Source organism: uncultured Solobacterium sp. (assembly GCF_963517755.1).
In the GTDB taxonomy this organism is placed as follows: domain Bacteria; phylum Bacillota_I; class Bacilli_A; order Erysipelotrichales; family Erysipelotrichaceae; genus Bulleidia.
This window is the reverse complement of the sequence record NZ_CAUQGG010000009.1, coordinates 42,206-57,855: the sequence shown is the minus strand read 5'-3', so window position 1 is coordinate 57,855 and position 15,650 is coordinate 42,206. Positions and strand designations below refer to the sequence as shown.

General features: G+C 37.0%; 16 protein-coding genes and 1 tRNA gene. 2 read left to right on the top strand and 15 right to left on the bottom strand.

What is annotated here, in order from left to right:
- Positions 1-57: 57 nt before the first annotated feature.
- The 12 genes from RWM19_RS06485 to RWM19_RS06430 all read right to left on the bottom strand — a co-directional run bounded on the left by RWM19_RS06485 (position 58) and on the right by RWM19_RS06430 (position 11,151).
- Positions 58-1,362, bottom strand: coding sequence for a M18 family aminopeptidase (locus RWM19_RS06485; RefSeq protein WP_313985090.1), 1,305 nt, complete (start codon positions 1,360-1,362; stop codon positions 58-60).
- Between the two features lie 68 nt (positions 1,363-1,430).
- Positions 1,431-2,669, bottom strand: coding sequence for an aminopeptidase (locus RWM19_RS06480; RefSeq protein WP_313985087.1), 1,239 nt, complete (start codon positions 2,667-2,669; stop codon positions 1,431-1,433).
- A gap of 9 nt (positions 2,670-2,678) precedes the next feature.
- On the bottom strand, positions 2,679-3,854 hold the full coding sequence (locus tag RWM19_RS06475; protein ID WP_313985084.1) for an SseB family protein: 1,176 nt from the start codon (positions 3,852-3,854) through the stop codon (positions 2,679-2,681).
- Between the two features lie 26 nt (positions 3,855-3,880).
- The gene (locus RWM19_RS06470; protein WP_399553446.1) at positions 3,881-4,603 is read right to left on the bottom strand and encodes a prepilin peptidase; all 723 of its coding nucleotides are present in this window, start codon (positions 4,601-4,603) and stop codon (positions 3,881-3,883) included.
- A 42-nt stretch (positions 4,604-4,645) separates the two neighbouring features.
- Positions 4,646-5,350 carry a VTT domain-containing protein gene (locus tag RWM19_RS06465; protein ID WP_313985081.1) on the bottom strand — a complete coding sequence of 235 codons (705 nt, stop codon included), beginning with the start codon at positions 5,348-5,350 and terminating at the stop codon, positions 4,646-4,648.
- Positions 5,351-5,407: 57 nt separating this feature from the next.
- Positions 5,408-5,863 (bottom strand): hypothetical protein, encoded by a 456-nt coding sequence (locus tag RWM19_RS06460; protein ID WP_313985078.1) that lies wholly within the window; start codon positions 5,861-5,863, stop codon positions 5,408-5,410.
- Between the two features lie 61 nt (positions 5,864-5,924).
- A complete protein-coding gene (locus tag RWM19_RS06455) occupies positions 5,925-6,602 on the bottom strand; it encodes a CBS and ACT domain-containing protein (RefSeq protein WP_313985075.1) in 678 nt (225 codons plus the stop codon).
- Between the two features lie 4 nt (positions 6,603-6,606).
- Positions 6,607-7,311: an ABC transporter ATP-binding protein gene (locus tag RWM19_RS06450; protein WP_313985072.1), complete on the bottom strand. Its 705-nt coding sequence runs from the start codon at positions 7,309-7,311 to the stop codon at positions 6,607-6,609.
- A 4-nt stretch (positions 7,312-7,315) separates the two neighbouring features.
- On the bottom strand, positions 7,316-8,086 hold the full coding sequence (locus tag RWM19_RS06445; RefSeq protein WP_313985069.1) for an ABC transporter ATP-binding protein: 771 nt from the start codon (positions 8,084-8,086) through the stop codon (positions 7,316-7,318).
- On the bottom strand, positions 8,083-9,033 hold the full coding sequence (locus tag RWM19_RS06440; protein ID WP_313985066.1) for a branched-chain amino acid ABC transporter permease: 951 nt from the start codon (positions 9,031-9,033) through the stop codon (positions 8,083-8,085). The genes RWM19_RS06445 and RWM19_RS06440 overlap by 4 nt, the downstream gene beginning before the upstream one ends.
- A 3-nt stretch (positions 9,034-9,036) precedes the next feature.
- Positions 9,037-9,912, bottom strand: a complete 876-nt coding sequence (locus RWM19_RS06435; protein WP_294022504.1) for a branched-chain amino acid ABC transporter permease — start codon at positions 9,910-9,912, stop codon at positions 9,037-9,039.
- A 60-nt stretch (positions 9,913-9,972) separates the two neighbouring features.
- Positions 9,973-11,151, bottom strand: a complete 1,179-nt coding sequence (locus RWM19_RS06430; RefSeq protein WP_313985062.1) for an ABC transporter substrate-binding protein — start codon at positions 11,149-11,151, stop codon at positions 9,973-9,975.
- Between the two features lie 145 nt (positions 11,152-11,296).
- Here RWM19_RS06430 and RWM19_RS06425 point away from each other — a divergent pair, with 145 nt between their 5' ends.
- Positions 11,297-12,205: a DUF5131 family protein gene (locus RWM19_RS06425; RefSeq protein WP_313985059.1), complete on the top strand. Its 909-nt coding sequence runs from the start codon at positions 11,297-11,299 to the stop codon at positions 12,203-12,205.
- On the opposite strand, the gene RWM19_RS06420 is transcribed toward RWM19_RS06425, so the two are convergent.
- From RWM19_RS06420 to RWM19_RS06410, 3 genes are read right to left on the bottom strand one after another with little or no spacing between them, the layout of a single operon-like run.
- The gene (locus RWM19_RS06420; protein WP_313985056.1) at positions 12,197-13,720 is read right to left on the bottom strand and encodes a hypothetical protein; all 1,524 of its coding nucleotides are present in this window, start codon (positions 13,718-13,720) and stop codon (positions 12,197-12,199) included. The two genes, RWM19_RS06425 and RWM19_RS06420, sit on opposite strands and share 9 nt — an antisense overlap.
- Entirely contained in the window at positions 13,720-14,424 is a 705-nt protein-coding gene (locus RWM19_RS06415; RefSeq protein ID WP_313985054.1) for an ABC transporter ATP-binding protein, read from the bottom strand. The genes RWM19_RS06420 and RWM19_RS06415 overlap by 1 nt, the downstream gene beginning before the upstream one ends.
- Positions 14,421-15,173 carry a MerR family transcriptional regulator gene (locus tag RWM19_RS06410; protein WP_313985051.1) on the bottom strand — a complete coding sequence of 251 codons (753 nt, stop codon included), beginning with the start codon at positions 15,171-15,173 and terminating at the stop codon, positions 14,421-14,423. Before RWM19_RS06410 ends, RWM19_RS06415 begins: the two co-directional genes overlap by 4 nt.
- A gap of 168 nt (positions 15,174-15,341) precedes the next feature.
- Between RWM19_RS06410 and RWM19_RS06405 the strand changes: the two genes are divergently transcribed.
- Positions 15,342-15,417: transfer RNA gene (locus RWM19_RS06405), tRNA-Lys, on the top strand.
- Positions 15,418-15,650: the final 233 nt, after the last annotated feature.

Genomic DNA, 15,650 nt, shown 5'->3' with positions numbered 1-15,650 from the left:
GCAATCCATAACAAAAAACAAGCCCCACTACCGAAGACTTGTTCATCGTAATTCTAATTAACGAAGTGAGAATACACCTTCTCCTTCATCTTCTAAAGTGAGGGAGAAGAAATGTGACATCGCCTCTACAAGATACTCTGTATCTTTTGCGCCTGCTGTTTCATAAGATGAATGCATCGCAAGTTGTGCAAGTCCAATATCTACTGTATTCAACGATACATGGGCATTCGAAATATTACCCAACGTTGAACCACCTGCCATATCAGAGCGATTTGTGAATGTCTGTACAGGAACATTCACAGCTGCACATACTTCTTTAAATACTGCCGCAGATACCGCATCTGTTGTGTACTTCTGATTTGCATTATACTTGATGACAATACCCTTATTCATCTGTGGTCTGTTGATAGGGTCTGCTTTTTCCACATGGTTTGGATGTACCGCATGTGCATTATCCGCAGATACCATAAAGCTAGATGCGATTGCGCGTTTAGCCTCTTCTGGAGTCTTACCACAGGATAACGCAATTCTTTCCAATGTATCTTCTAAGAAAGTGGAATCTGCACCTTGTTTTGTGCCTGAACCAACTTCTTCATTGTCAAAGATTGCCACAACAGGAACACTTTCACTATCGTTTGCGCCTAAAAAGCCATAGAGGCACCCAAATGCACACTGTAAATCATCTAGATGACCTGCAGATACAAATTCATTCTGATAGCCCCAAACAGTACCCTTTTCACGTGTATAGAGATATAGGTCATGACTGAGAATATCTTCCACCTTTACGCCGATTGATTCAGCCACGACTTCCATAAACTTACCCTTGGCATCTTCAGTACCAAATACTGGCAACATATCTACCTGTGCGTTATAAGTCGCATTTGTATTCGCTTCACGATTCATATGAATCGCAAGATTAGGAATAACTAATAAGTCTTTATCCACACGTACAAGCTTTGTAACAAGTTTTCCATTCTCCTTTACGATAACTCTACCCGCTACAGATAATGGGCGATCAAACCATGGCGCACATAACATACCGCCATATTTTTCAACGTTTAGCTTCACTACCCCGTTACCAACAATCTCTGGATTTTCTTTCACTTTGAAAGTTGGGGAATCGCTGTGTGCTGCCCCAATCATATATCCCTTATAGTCTGTTGTAGGAATACGGAATGCAATGATACTGGATTGGTTTCTCACCGTAAAGTATCTACCATCTATCTCAAGATTCCAAGAATCTGCCTCTGATAATTCACGATATCCTTGTTTTACTAATACCTTCTTTATCTCATCGATTGCATGAAAACAAGTCGGACTCTTGTGTAGAAAATCTAATAATTTTTCATTGATATCTACCATAAACTCTCCTTATATAAAGTTACTTATTTATTATAGACGAAAACCACCGTAATTGGTGGCTTCTCTATTTAGATTACAAAATTTCCATTTCTAAATACTGGCACAACCGTACCGTCTTGTTGGATACCATCAATATTCATTTCTTTTGTACCAAACATAAAGTCTTCATGTTGAGATGATTCATTTGCGCCTGCAGCTTTGAGTTCTTCCTCGCTCATATCCGCACCACCCTTTACGTTTTCAGGATATGGCATACCTAGCGCTAAATGACACGCAGCGTTTTCATCAAACAAAGTATTGAAGAATAGGATATTTGAATTTGAGATTGGGGAATCATATGGAACTAAGGCAACCTCGCCTAAGTATCTAGAACCCTCATCAAAGTCCAATAAATTCTTGAGTGTTTCCTCTTCTTGTTTTGCGCCAAAGTCAACAACCCTACCATTTTCAAAACGGAACCAGAAGCCATCAATCACCTTACCACTGTAACTTAAAGGCTTTGATGCGTACACGATACCATTTACACCTGTTTTCTTAGGCATTGTAAAACATTCTTCGGTTGGAATATTTGGGTCGAAGTAAACTCCCTTTGGCGTCTTATCCCCACCACCAATCCATATATGGTTATCCACAAGTTCTACTGTTAAGTCTGTTCCTAGTTCACTTATAAAATGCAACTGCTTGAAATTTAATTCTGTTAACTTGCGTGCATGTTCTACAAGTTCCGCATCATGAATGCGCCAGTTCTCAAGTGGATCACTATCTTCCGTAACACGGCTTGTCATAAAGATTGCGTCTTCTAACCTCTCAAACGCTTCTTCCTCAGAAAGATGAGGAAATACAACCTTTGCCCATTCCACAGAAGGAATTCCTATTACACACCATTGTCCTTCGTTATTCATTGTATACTTACGTAAGTCCTTCATCTTCTTACTATAAGCCATCTGGTATGTACGAACCTTAGATTGATCTACATCTTTTAAAGCACCAGGCATATCAGAATGAATGCGTAAATAACATGCGCCTAAATCATGTTCACGCTTTACCATGTCATATTTCCAATCTGGAATATCGGTTAATGTCTCTTCACTTTGATATGTATAATTTAGTTTTGCTAATTCCGTATCCGTCCAACTCATAATGACTTCTCTAGCACCTACGGCATATGCTTCTTTCGCAACCATGCGTACAAACTCATAGTCACGAACGGATGCGGTAATCACTAGTGGTTGATTGGGCTGTACATTTACACCACGTACAACTGCTAATTTCGCTAACTTTTGATACATCGCTTTACTTGCACTCATAAGATCCTCCTATTTTTTAAATAATTCGTCATACCCTGGAACTTCTTGAATATGACGCATAAAGTCTTTGGTAATAATGAATGACTTTGGTCCAAATGGATTGATTACAATAGAGTCATATTTCGTGGGAATTAAGTGAAAACACTCCTTGATATTACGCACTTCCATTTGGATTTCATCCTCTTCATATATGTTACTATATCGCAATAATGCATTCCAATCTGTAAATAATACCAATACCGCTTTATCTGGATCAACATTTAGACGAACTGACATGAATCGTTCATCATCGATGTTTTCATTTGTATATTTAATGAGATAATACTCGCTCATACAGATTTCATATACAAGTGTGCCAATATACTCTTGATTCATAAAGAACTTTGCATACTCACGTAAAATTCCACTTAAACCTGGATTCTCTATAATACTTGGATCAGCACTAGCTTGAATACTGCTGATAACACTATACTTCAATAAGAAATCTTTACAGGAATGATTGAGTTTGATTGTTACCACACGATTTTTTGCGGAAGATACTTGCTTATTATCACAGAGTATCTCCACAATTGTTGCGTCGACATCTCCCTTATCACTACAGTGAAGACATATCGCATCATTTACTTTCATTTCACCATAGACAAAACCAGTACAGATTGTATCTTGGTCACTTTCGACAACCATCATCGTATAGCGTCTTTCACCATTCAGGATCGCTTTCTTCTCAAATTGTTTTAATTCCTTTTGGTGTTTCATCTTTGTGTACTGCTGTTGTGCAAAGATAACCACCGCAATTCCTAAAGCAATCGTGGTTAAATAGATCTGCGTTAATTCTCTATTCGCATTTGTTCCCGATTGACTTACAACAACGTATGTCATCCCTATTAGACGTGCAATTAATACACCAACAATTCCAAAAAAGAATAGATTTTTTGTCCATGGCGAGACTTTGAGTCGGAAATAAACCTCATTTCGACAAGTTTTTCGATACATATATTCCGCCATGGCAAACGTTAGGATCGCAAGGATTCCCCAAAGAAGCGGAAATAGACCCTGGATAATCATCCATGGAGATATTGTAATCTTCTGAAATATAAAATTCAGATTATGAAAGAAGCCATATAGTCCTACTACATAACCAACCATCGATATTAACATTACTAAAATCAATAGATACTTTTTCATCGACTCCCTCCAATAGAACAAGTTTATCACAATCCCCATCTGAGGCTATCAAAATAACCACAAAAAACCAATAGAAAAGATATGGAAAGAAACGGTCCAAACGCAATACACTTCTTCTTACAAATATCCATCCACAAAATCGCAAGGAAACATGCAATGGATAACATCATCCATATCCTTCGAAATGGAAGAAATAAACTCATACAAGATAAAAGTTTTAAATCTCCACCACCAATGCATTCCTTGTCGAACAACTTCTGACAGAGAATCGAAATAATACATCCACCAACAAATATAACTAACATTCGTATCCATGGTTGTAGACTTATGTTATTTATCATACATGCATGTATGATAAATAACATGATGATACCGATGTGTATCTCATCAGGTATCTCCATGATGAGAGAGTCGATATAACATACACACCAAAGCATAGCGAACAAAAGAATCCTTATGAGTACATCCCACTTGAAAACATCAATATTCCAAACAATGCACATACATAAAAACCCTGTTAATATCTCCGCAAGAATATATTCTTTCGAAAGTTTTTTACCACAATAATGACATCTTCCCTTTAACCATACATAACTTAGTATAGGTATTAAGTCATACCAATGTAGTACATGATGACATGCATCACACTGGCTTCGTAAAGTATACCGTTTTCGAAGATACCCATGACACATACATAATAAAAAGCTTCCTAAATGGAAGCCGAATATTCCAATCCATATCCGATACATTTTATCACCCCATAAAATATACAGATATCATTTCTATATTCCTTATAATTTCTCTAAAATCTTATCTTTGTTAAATAAGATAACCACAACAGAAACTACTTGAATCGCCACTGCAAGTGCAGATACGACATAGTTTCCTTCTGCTAAAAAGTGACCAGAAGTACAGCTTAATAAAATCTGTATCCAACTAGAACACAATATCGCTAGAGAGAAATCTTTTAAACTTATTTTAGTATGCGCTGCTACATAAGGGATGATACCATTTGGTATCCCCGGTAACATACATGATACCGCCACAACAAAGATTGGTTTTCCCTCATTGATTTTCTTCATTAACCAGTTTTCTTTTGGTGTTTTATTATTCATCGCAATGCGGATAGACTTACCCACACCACGCAATATCGCAAACACCAAGACATTACCAGCAGTAAAACCAAGCCAGCATAGTAGGAAAGCTCTCCACCAACCAAATAGGAAGGCACCCGCAAACTGGATAATGACACCCGGTAAAATAACACTGACTACCTGGAGCACACTAATCATAAATAGTGCAATATAGGCACCATAATGACCCTGTCCTTGGATATATTCTGCTAGATCTGACTGATTTCCAGACTGTAATATCTGCCATACCTCTTGAACCACTGGCCCAAAAGCACGGTATACTAACCACCCAATGATTGCAATAATCACCAAGATTAATAGTATAATCGCAGGCTTTCTTAGTCGCTTGATTTTTCTAACCATGTTCCCCCTGTAATGAAATACAATTTAAAACAATAACATATTTTAAAAAACACGCAACTATATTTTCTTTAAATAATCCGACTTAACACTATGTTCCTTCAAGAAGTTTCTAACTTCATCAAACTGGTCTTCCTCAAAGAAAAGTGCAGTTTGAATCTTATTTCTCACAAAATAAATACTATTATCTGAACGTGAAAGCATTACCTGCCCTGCCTTATGGAATTTAATCAGTGAGCCCATCATTACAATGCCCTCATCTGATAATCCAGATTTCATAAAATAGTACATCACTCCCAAAATAATTGGAACGATGAATTGTACGATACGGAATATACCCTCATAACGTATAAAGCCAATCATCGCAATCGCAAGAAATAAGACAGGAATCATCCACTTCATCTTATTACCAACCTTAGTCTCTATCTTTACGGTATTTGAAACCATCAACATTCTCGCAAACGCAACTAACATCACTACATCAAATACATATAAAATCAAATTCTGAATATCCATACGTCCTCCGTATTCTTTATTCTATCATAAAAGGTTCTGCGCTTGCAGAACCCCATTTCATCTACTTCAACCAAACAACAGTCTTATCTTCTGTTGTTGTTTGGACAACATTGGTAATATTGAATCCAGCTTCCTGTAGAATCTTTGTCATCTTATCTACCGCAACCTCACCTGTTGCCTTAACAACAACCTCTGAGCCACGGTCTGTATGATATACAGCGATGTTTTCTACATTTGCATTTTCTTGTGCAAATAACTTCGTTACCTGTGCAAATACACCAGGTTTATCATCAATCAACATGACAAATCTTGTGCCTTGACGTTTTAAGCCCATTAAGTCAACAAATGTTAAGAAGATATCCTTTTCTGTAATAATACCAATCACGTAATTCTCTTCATCCACGACCGGTAATACATTGACCGTATTTTCTAACATCACTTGCGCAGCTTCTTCTAAGAAGACCATCGGAGAAACTGTATGCACATCACGAATCATGATGTCCTTTGCCTGTGTACGAGATAACAGGTAATTCAATTCATAGATGGATAAGGAAGTTGCGTTCTTTCCAGATGTGTCATTTACTAGTCCTTCTGTGATCAAACCAATCAGTTTATGATTCGCATCCACAACTGGTAAACGGTGGAAGTGATTTTTACCCATAATTTCTAGTGCTTTGGATAACGGTGTATCCGCAGTAATTGTAATGGGATTTGCCGTCATATGATCTTTAACGTACATTGTTTTATCCTCCTAGATAAACTTTCTGAACTTGCTCGCTAGCTGCCAACTCTTGGCCACTACCCTCTAATGTTATTTTACCTGTTTCTAGTACATATGCACGATCAGCTATCGCAAGTGCCATCTTTGCATTCTGTTCTACTAGTAATATTGTAGTACCTTGTTTGTTAATTTCTTCAATAATTCTAAAGATTTCTTTTACAAGTAATGGAGATAAACCCATGGATGGCTCATCCAATAATAGAATCTTTGGTTTAGCCATTAACGCTCTACCCATTGCAAGCATCTGCTGTTCACCACCAGATAAGGTACCAGCTAATTGTTTCTTACGTTCTTTTAAACGTGGAAATAACGTATAGACACGCTCTAAGTCTTGTGCAATCCCTTCCTTATCTTTTCTTGTAAAGGCACCAAGATCAAGATTTTCTTCAACTGTTTGGGAAGCGAATACTCTTCTACGTTCAGGAATCTGTGCAAGCCCCATTGTAACAATCTTATGGGCAGGAATCTTTGTAATATCAACTCCATCCAACAAAATAGAACCCTCTGCAGGTTTTAATAAACCTGAGATCGTATGCATGGTCGTTGTCTTACCAGCACCGTTGGCACCGATTAGCGTAACAATTTCACCATCATGAACTTCAAAGGAGATACCTTTGATAGCTTCAATCATTCCGTAACGTACAACTAAATTTTCTACTTTCAGCATATCATCACTCTCCTAAGTATGCTTTTACAACATCTGGGTTTGTACGAATTTCCTCTGGTGTCCCCTCTGCCAACAACATACCATAATTCAATACCGAAATCTTTTCACAGATACCCATGACAAGCTTCATATCATGTTCAATTAATAAGATAGCGATATTGAAACGATCACGTACCAGACGAATTGTTTCCATGAGGTTCTTTGTTTCCTGAGGATTCATGCCTGCTGCAGGTTCATCCAACAACAATAGTTTTGGATGTGCACCTAAGGCACGAATGATTTCTAACTCACGCTGTTTACCATATGGTAGATTCTTTGCAAGTTTATCCGCATCCTTTTCCAGATGGAATACTTCTAATAAAGATATAGCTTCTTGATCCATATCTTTTTCCTGTTTTAAGGAATTCGGTAGTTTAAACATACCCGAGAATAATCCATAACTTGCTTGTGTATCCAAAGCAGCTAAGACATTTTCTTTCACTGTCATATCTTTAAACAAACGAATATTCTGGAATGTGCGTGCAATTCCTAAACGAGTAATCGCATATGGCTTCATCCCATTAATCTTCTTACCTTCGAGCTTTACCGTACCATCCGTTGGTGTATATACACCCGTTAACATATTAAATACAGTTGTTTTACCAGCACCATTTGGACCAATTAAACCATATAGCTGACCTTCTTCAATCTTCATGGAGAAGTCATTTACAGCACGTAAACCACCAAAGTTAATACCGAGTTCATCAACTTCTAGAATATATTTCTTCTCACTCATGAATGAACCTCCTTATTCCTTTTGAAACGATGGAAAAACGCCTGCATTTGTGGAGCGTGTTTCACTAACATCATCAGAATTAACACAATAGAATATACAAGCATACGATAGTCACTTACACTACGTAATACTTCTGGTAGTAATGTTAATACACTTGCGGAAACGATAGAGCCAAAGATACTACCCATACCACCTAATACAACCATTACCAAAATCTCAATCGACTTATCTAATGTAAATACGCTCGGTTGTAAGAAGCCCATGTAATGAGCGTATAAAGCACCACCTACACCCGCAAAGAATGCAGAGTATAGGAACGTAATAATTTTATACTTCTGGGTATTGATACCAGAAGATTCAGCCGCAATCTCATCCTCACGAATCGCAATAATCGAACGACCATGTCGAGAATGAATTAGCGATAACGACAAGAACACCGTAATCGCAGCTAAAGCGAATGCCCATGTAAATGTAGTATTCTTTGCGATTGCGGAATAACCACCAGCACCACCCAACACTTTTAAGTTGATCAATACATTACGCACAATTTCACCAAAGGCTAATGTAATGATTGCGAGATAGTCTCCACGTAAACGTAGGGTTGGCAAACAAACAAGTAGACCTAAAATCATTGCAACGATACCACCAATGAGAATCGCAATCGGAAATTCAATAATAGGTAATAAACGCATCGACTTTGTGAATACCGCAGAAGCGTAAGCTCCCGCTGCCATAAAAGCCGCATGACCTAGTGCAAGTTCACCAAGGAAACCTGCTGTCATATTTAAAGATACCGTCAAGATTACATTGATACAGATTGTAATCAAGATACCTTGCCAATAACTCTTTAATACACCAATACGCATTAACACAACGAGCAAGATATATCCTAGTGCAGTAATGCCAAATTCGAGTAGGAGTCTGTTTTTTAAATTGAGTTTTTTCATCACTTACACCTTCTCCTTTACATTCTTTCCTAGAATACCTGCCGGTTTAAATACCAACATCAAAATCAAAATCGCAAATACAATCGTATCTGTTAACTGAGAGGAAATATATGCCTTGGTCATAGCTTCCACCATTCCAAGGATAAACGCACCAAGTACCGCACCAGGGATTGAACCGATTCCACCAAGTACCGCCGCAATAAATGCCTTAATACCAGGTAAAGAACCTAGGGTTGGATTAATCATTGGATAACAATTTGCATAAAGAATACCCGCAATTGCCGCAAGAGCACAGCCAATCGCAAACGTTAAGCTAATTGTAGTATCAACGTTAATTCCCATTAACTTGGCAGCGCCTTCATCCTCTGATACAGCACGCATCGCCTTACCCATCGTTGTCTTATTTACAAATAACGTCAATAAGATCATCAGCAGTACAGATACACTAAATGTAATATAATAGTTTGCCTGAATTGAAATACCACCAAGATTTAACGCTGGTAAAGTAATAAACGCATGATATGGTTGTGGGTTTGCGCCAAAGATCAATTGGAACAAATTCTGTAGGAGGTAACTAATACCAATCGCAGTAATCAATAATGAAATACGACTTGCGTTACGTAAAGGTTTATACGCAACTTTCTCCATTACAACGCCTAAAACAGCACATGCGACGATAGAGATAATGACCGCAAGCCACCACGGTAACCCAAACTTCATACTGATAAAACTAATATACGCACCGACCATGATGACGTCACCATGCGCAAAGTTAATTAACTTTGCAATACCATATACCATCGTATAGCCTAGCGCAATCAGTGCATAAATTGAGCCGATGTTTAATCCATTGATAAATTGCATAAAAAACTGATTCATGCATGTCCCTCCTTACCACAAATAACGAAATAGGGAGTATTGCCTCCCTATCTCAAAGTACTACTTCTTATAAGTTGTATATTGACCGTTCTTAATTTGAACGAATACTGGTTCCTTGATTGGGTCACCATTACTATCAAAGGAGATACTTCCCAAGATTCCCTTGTAGTCTGTAGATGCAATGCCCTTTACAATATCGCTAGCTTTAAGAGAACCAACCTTTTCGATCGTCTGTAACAACAACATTGTTGAGTCATATGCATTGATACCAAATGAGTTAATATCTGTACCGAACTTCTCCTTGTACTTCTTCATGATATCCTGAACACTCTCCATATCTGGTGAGTATTGGTTAATGAAGATGACACCTTCAATTGCGGAAGCATCGTTACCAGCTACACTAGTAGCTCCATCCCAACCATCAGCACCAACAATCTGTGCCTTAATGCCAAGATTTCTTGCCTGCTTTGCAATCTGTACATCCTTTTCATAGTAGTTTGGAACAAATAATACATCAACATCTTCAGCCGCAATCTTTGTTAACTGAGAACTGAAGTCCTGATCAGAAGTAGAGAACGCTTCAGAAAGAACAACCTTTCCACCTTTACTTTCGAATTCAGCCTTGAAAGCTTCCGCTACACCAGTTGAGTAATCATCATCACTGTTATAAATCATAGCAGCCTTCTTTAAACCTAATGTCTCATATGTAAAGTCAGCTACCTGCTTTGCTTGCTGTGGGTCTGTATAACATGCACGGAATACATTTGGTCCACCTTCATCCGTAATATTAGCAGCAGTACCACTAGGTGTAATGATAGGAACACCAGTATCCTTACTCTGTACTGCAATCGCATAAGATTCACCTGAAACAGTACCACCAATAATACCTGCAACCTTTGTATCAGAAACAAACTTGTTATAGATATTTAACGCCTGTGTCTGATCACCTTGAGAATCCTGTACATCCACCTTAATGTTTGTACCTTTCGCAGCGTTGTAATCTTCAACCGCAAGTTTAACCGCATTTGTTACTGCCAGACCATATACTGCATAGTCACCTGTTGTTGGTCCTAATGTACCAATCGTATATGACTTCAAATCTCCAGCCGCAACATAATCAGAAGTTGTTTCTGTTGATGTAGATTTACCAGAAGATCCTTCGGATGCTTCACAAGCCGCTAGTGATAGAGCCATGAGTGCCGCAAGGCCACCTTTTACCAATTTCTTGAAACTCATCATTTCCACCCTCGTTTTCTAATCTCTTATTTAAGATGTTCTTATTATATTGATGTAAAAATTTAAAATCAACTATATTCAGAGTATTTTTACACATTTCTTTCACATTTGATGTAAATTTCTTTCAGAAATACAGATTATTTTTTCAATGTATAAAATTTACTCAAATTCACAAACTAATTATTTGTGTTCACCTAACACAATGCATGACACATGGAACCCTTGGCATGGATGTAAGAAGATTAGCGAAGGATGCGCAAACTGCTATATGTATTTTCTCGACCAAATACGTGCTCAAGATGGCTCACTCATCCGCTTAACAAACAACATGAAAAAACCCTTAGCGAATAATCGCAAGGGTGAATATAAGATTAAAAGCGGTGAACTCATACGTGTATGTATGACCTCGGATTTCTTCCTAGAAGAAACAGATGCTTGGCGTACACAAGCTTGGGATATCATGCGGATCCGCAGTGATGTAAAATTCTTCCTGCTAACCAAACGACCAGAACGTATACTCTCCTGTTTACCATCTGATTGGGGTGATGGATGGGAAAACATCATAATCAATGTTACAGCGGAAAATCAAAAGCGTGCTGATGAACGTATCCCCATCTTATTGGATTTACCCTTCAAACATAAAGGAATCATGTGTGCCCCACTCTTATCAGAGATACACATTGAACAATACCTATCCGACAAAATCGAACAAATCATCGTTGGTGGAGAAAACTACAGCGGTAGTAGACCTTGCCAGTACGAGTGGGTTAAAAGCCTCTATCACCAAGCCACCAAACACGATATTACATTTGCCTTCATCGAAACAGGAACACACTTTGTAAAAGATGGAAAAACATATCAAATCCCATCCAAAACCATTCAATCTAAACAAGCCTTCCGCTCCGGTTTACAACACCAAGGCAGAAAACACAAATATATTCTTGTCGACCAATTTAATAACTACATTCCAGAAGAGCAAAGATACCAACGACAATTTGATATCGACTGTACAGAATGCGGTTCTAAACTAATATGCAATGGAATTGAACTAGGATAATGTACGAATTCTACTCAAAAGTAGAAATAGAATCACACTTACAATGAATAGAATACTCGCTACCAGATACATTGCAAAATAAAGATTTATGACTAAACAAGTTGAAAGTAGTATCGGTAATCCAACCATAAATAAACCAGTCAACATCGTTAAGCCAACCTGTAAACCTTGCTTAATTGGAACAATTTCATTGTCCCAACTATAATTCGCAAATCGATAGTCTAGCGTAAATCCCAAGATTGCAGTAAAGAAAGAATATTCTAATGGAATAAGTAGCACCGCAATCATCTGTTCGACCGACAGCGAAAATCGTAAGAATACTGCGATGATTGCGCAAACATATCCTATTAGATGTAAAGATAATGTTACCGATATCTTACTAAATATAATATCTTTCATCTTGATTGGAGCAGTTTGAATAATCCATAGATTCTTCCCTTCTAATGATAAGGAAGAAGCTGAAGGGAATGTAAACGCCAACATTCCCGCAATCACAAGCGGAATATAATCCACCACATTTGCAGGAATTTGCGACACTTTCAACATGGAAAACAGCATTGTTGGTGGCACAAATACCAACAAAACACTCCCTATTACTAACATAATGACACCAAACCCCTGATTAATTACTGCTAAATACGAACCAAAGAAACGTTTCAATTCTTTTTGATATAACGCATGGAATGCTGAATGATGCTTAAAAGTTGCATCATGGTATATAACTCTACGTTTTGTGGAAAGCTTATGCAGAACTTCATATTTCCATGTAAGCATATAGAAGATTAATACAGAAACGACGATTGATATGCATGCATATAATAGGTTAGACTTCAAAAAGATCAAAGATAGTGGGTATATCTGTATCATTTGTAATCCTATCATAGTAGATAAACCGCCGGCACTTTGAAGCAGAAAGATTCCTACCATCAAACCAATAAACAATAAAACAGATAATAGTACTTTTAATACTGTTGTATGTTTAGCAAAAGATGCTATATAAAGAATACCCACACCAAAGATGATTGCAATTCCTATCGGTATTACCGGAACAAACACAAGAGAGAGAATACCGAATGCAAGCTGTAAGTATGCATGTGTAATAAGTACATGTACCACCATACCTGGCAACATCATTCCACAGGTGAAACAAAACGCAAAGATATAAACAATCAATAGTTTACTTGCGATAATATCTCTTTTAGAAACTGGCAGTGACTGCAACATGTCATAATCATTGCCCTCAAACAATAATGCATTCAACGTAAACAATAATAATGTTATTAAAGCGACACTCGTTAGCGACAACAAGCTTGCATACACATATTCAACAAGTCCTGCATGTATCAAGTTCATTGTTGTTGTGACAGAAAATGCACCAACATTTATTGCCATATAGACAATAACAACAACGAATAATACCGCTATATTACGTTTTTGTTTATTGTTTCCGCAAAAATCATTTATGGGTAGTGTATTTAAGAGTTTTGCTTTTGATAAATGAATGATTTGATTCATTATGCATCCACCTCCATAAAGAACTCTTCTAATGACTTTGTTCCCTTTACGGTATCCGTATTACCACATGTAACAAGTTTTCCTTTATGGATGATAGCAATTTTATTACAGAGTTTCTCTGCCACATCTAAAACATGAGTCGAGAAGAAAATTGTACATCCTTTCTGTGTCATTTCTTTCATAATATTCTTGAGTTCAAATGTAGCTTTTGGATCCAACCCTACAAATGGTTCATCTAAGATCAATATCTTCGGTTCATGTATAAGAGCCGCAATAATTGCAGTACGCTGTTTCATCCCATGTGAATATGAAGAAATCATATTTCCCAGGGAATCTGTCATTTCGAAAAGATTCCCATATGTTTGTATGCGATTTTTTCTATCTTCAGAAGACACATGATACAAATCAGCGATAAAGTTAATGAATTGATACCCCGTTAAATGCTCATATAAATCAGGATTATCTGGTATATATGCCACTTGTTGTTTACATAAGATTGGCTCACTTTGAATAGAATGACCATTTATTAAAATATCACCTTCATCAAAGCCATGAATACCAACGATTGCTTTTATGGTAGAAGTTTTCCCTGCACCATTAGCCCCAATAAAACCATAGATATCTCCATCAGAAACAGACAAAGATAAGTGCTCTACAGCAACTTTCCCATCATACTTCTTCGTTAAATTTTTAATTTCAATCATAAGTCTTCCTCCCGTAAGGTTTCTACACAGAACCTTTTTTTATTACAACATGGACAAGTCAGTTTTCTAGTACGATACGTATGTCTCGCCCAAAAAACCTCTTTTCCATTTGGCCTAAAAACGGTATGACATTCAGGACAGATATAGGCAACAATATGCATATATTTTTTGAATAAAATTGATCCAAAAATAATTATCAATATCTCAACAACAAGATATATCCACCACTTTCTGCTAAATAGCGAATATACAAAAAATGCACCTTGTATGATTCCAACTATGATTCCAATAATGAAAAGCTGTATCCGGTAATGTTTCAATCGCTCTTTCCGTTTCAAAATATACGCAATATTTGGCATTGATGCTTGTGTTATCACTGGTATTGCATTTAATTGTTCACGAAATGATTTTGCATCTTGAAGTTTTATTTTTTGTTCCTCAACTTCTTTCTCTATCGCAAATATACGTTCATCAATTAAAGCCTTTATTATATTCTCACCATTGTCTTGCTGATAAATACTGGCAATATCATCAATGGATAATCCTAGAGAGCGCAAATAAATTAATAATCTTAATTTTTCTACATCCTCGGAAGTATACATACGTCTACCACCTTCACTTAGTTCAGTAGGAATTAGTAGTCCTCGTTGATCATAATACTGAACAGTACGAACAGTAATACCACACAATTTCGCAATCTCACCTGTCGAATACATTTTTTGTTTATTTCTTTCGATAGTATCACGCATATCTCTCACCTCATAATAACAATAGTTTATCACGCAGCGTCACAAGCAAGTCATTTTTGAATTTTTCTGTAAAATTAAAAAAATTCCGAACAAAAGACAGAAATTTATCTTAAAAACCTCTTGCAAAGATAAAATTTAAATTATATAATCATAAAGCATTAGCGAGATGGTTTCTTAGCTCAGTTGGTAGAGCAACTGACTCTTAATCAGTGGGTCGAGGGTTCGAGCCCCTCAGAGACCACCATAAACAAAAGGGAAGTTCCGAAAGGTTCTTCCCTTTTATTTATGAGTAAGCTTTATTTCAATTTTATATGCATGAGTATTGAATGGTATTATCACCCATAAATCCAGCATTCACCTCGCTTCATTAACTTATGGATTCTATCATTGAAATATGATGTATAATAATTGCAACAAATATAAATGTTTATCTGTATTGAAAGGTGATAGCCTTCGTATTTTAAAATCAACATTCCC

What these genes read in the sequence shown, in the direction of transcription:
- RWM19_RS06485 (WP_313985090.1), bottom strand. Translation starts at nt 1,362, where the DNA reads ATGGTAGATATCAATGAAAAATTATTAGATTTTCTACACAAGAGTCCG.
- RWM19_RS06480 (WP_313985087.1), bottom strand. Translation starts at nt 2,669, where the DNA reads ATGAGTGCAAGTAAAGCGATGTATCAAAAGTTAGCGAAATTAGCAGTT.
- RWM19_RS06475 (WP_313985084.1), bottom strand. Translation starts at nt 3,854, where the DNA reads ATGAAAAAGTATCTATTGATTTTAGTAATGTTAATATCGATGGTTGGT.
- RWM19_RS06470 (WP_399553446.1), bottom strand. Translation starts at nt 4,603, where the DNA reads ATGTATCGGATATGGATTGGAATATTCGGCTTCCATTTAGGAAGCTTT.
- RWM19_RS06465 (WP_313985081.1), bottom strand. Translation starts at nt 5,350, where the DNA reads ATGGTTAGAAAAATCAAGCGACTAAGAAAGCCTGCGATTATACTATTA.
- RWM19_RS06460 (WP_313985078.1), bottom strand. Translation starts at nt 5,863, where the DNA reads ATGGATATTCAGAATTTGATTTTATATGTATTTGATGTAGTGATGTTA.
- RWM19_RS06455 (WP_313985075.1), bottom strand. Translation starts at nt 6,602, where the DNA reads ATGTACGTTAAAGATCATATGACGGCAAATCCCATTACAATTACTGCG.
- RWM19_RS06450 (WP_313985072.1), bottom strand. Translation starts at nt 7,311, where the DNA reads ATGCTGAAAGTAGAAAATTTAGTTGTACGTTACGGAATGATTGAAGCT.
- RWM19_RS06445 (WP_313985069.1), bottom strand. Translation starts at nt 8,086, where the DNA reads ATGAGTGAGAAGAAATATATTCTAGAAGTTGATGAACTCGGTATTAAC.
- RWM19_RS06440 (WP_313985066.1), bottom strand. Translation starts at nt 9,033, where the DNA reads ATGAAAAAACTCAATTTAAAAAACAGACTCCTACTCGAATTTGGCATT.
- RWM19_RS06435 (WP_294022504.1), bottom strand. Translation starts at nt 9,912, where the DNA reads ATGAATCAGTTTTTTATGCAATTTATCAATGGATTAAACATCGGCTCA.
- RWM19_RS06430 (WP_313985062.1), bottom strand. Translation starts at nt 11,151, where the DNA reads ATGATGAGTTTCAAGAAATTGGTAAAAGGTGGCCTTGCGGCACTCATG.
- RWM19_RS06425 (WP_313985059.1), top strand. Translation starts at nt 11,297, where the DNA reads ATGTATAAAATTTACTCAAATTCACAAACTAATTATTTGTGTTCACCT.
- RWM19_RS06420 (WP_313985056.1), bottom strand. Translation starts at nt 13,720, where the DNA reads ATGAATCAAATCATTCATTTATCAAAAGCAAAACTCTTAAATACACTA.
- RWM19_RS06415 (WP_313985054.1), bottom strand. Translation starts at nt 14,424, where the DNA reads ATGATTGAAATTAAAAATTTAACGAAGAAGTATGATGGGAAAGTTGCT.
- RWM19_RS06410 (WP_313985051.1), bottom strand. Translation starts at nt 15,173, where the DNA reads ATGCGTGATACTATCGAAAGAAATAAACAAAAAATGTATTCGACAGGT.